Annotated in this window: 2 tRNA genes and 2 rRNA genes; all 4 read right to left on the minus strand. The window is 49.4% G+C overall.

From position 1 onward, the window contains the following. A 23S ribosomal RNA gene (locus tag J4613_RS22435) occupies window positions 1-105 on the minus strand; the annotation flags it as partial. Between the two features lie 182 nt (window positions 106-287). Continuing rightward, window positions 288-363: transfer RNA gene (locus J4613_RS22440), tRNA-Ala, on the minus strand. A gap of 109 nt (window positions 364-472) precedes the next feature. Then, window positions 473-549 (minus strand) — tRNA-Ile (locus tag J4613_RS22445). A gap of 69 nt (window positions 550-618) precedes the next feature. Beyond that, a 16S ribosomal RNA gene (locus tag J4613_RS22450) occupies window positions 619-735 on the minus strand; the annotation flags it as partial.

Raw genomic sequence — 735 nt, forward strand, 5'->3', positions numbered from 1 at the left:
GTTATAACGGTTCATATCACCTTACCGGCGCTTATCGCAGATTAGCACGCCCTTCATCGCCTCTGACTGCCAGGGCATCCACCGTGTACGCTTAGTCGCTTAACCTCACAACCCGAAGATGTTTCTTTCGATTCATCATCGTGTCGCGAAAATTTGAGAGACTCACGAACAACTTTCGTTGTTCTGTGTTTCAATTTTCAGCTTGATCCAGATTTTTAAAGAGCAAAACTTCGCAGTGAACCCTTTCAGGTACACTCTGAAGTATTTTTTCGTAAACACTCACGAGATGGTGGAGCTATGCGGGATCGAACCGCAGACCTCCTGCGTGCAAAGCAGGCGCTCTCCCAGCTGAGCTATAGCCCCATCGTGTAGTCAGAACCTCTTACCTTTGATTCGTTTCCGGGCGCGGCGTGGTGAAGCGAAGCATACTGAAGTATGCGAGCTTTGCCACAACAAAGCACGGGAGCGAATCTGGTAGGCCTGAGTGGACTTGAACCACCGACCTCACCCTTATCAGGGGTGCGCTCTAACCACCTGAGCTACAAGCCTGTAGAGGTTTTACTGCTCGTTTTTCATCAGACAATCTGTGTGAGCACTGCAAAGAACAGTTCTTTAAGGTAAGGAGGTGATCCAACCGCAGGTTCCCCTACGGTTACCTTGTTACGACTTCACCCCAGTCATGAATCACAAAGTGGTAAGCGCCCTCCCGAAGGTTAAGCTACCTACTTCTTTTGC

The organism is Salmonella sp. 32020114201800008SM (genome assembly GCF_017572025.1).
GTDB classification, from domain to species: domain Bacteria; phylum Pseudomonadota; class Gammaproteobacteria; order Enterobacterales; family Enterobacteriaceae; genus Salmonella; species Salmonella enterica.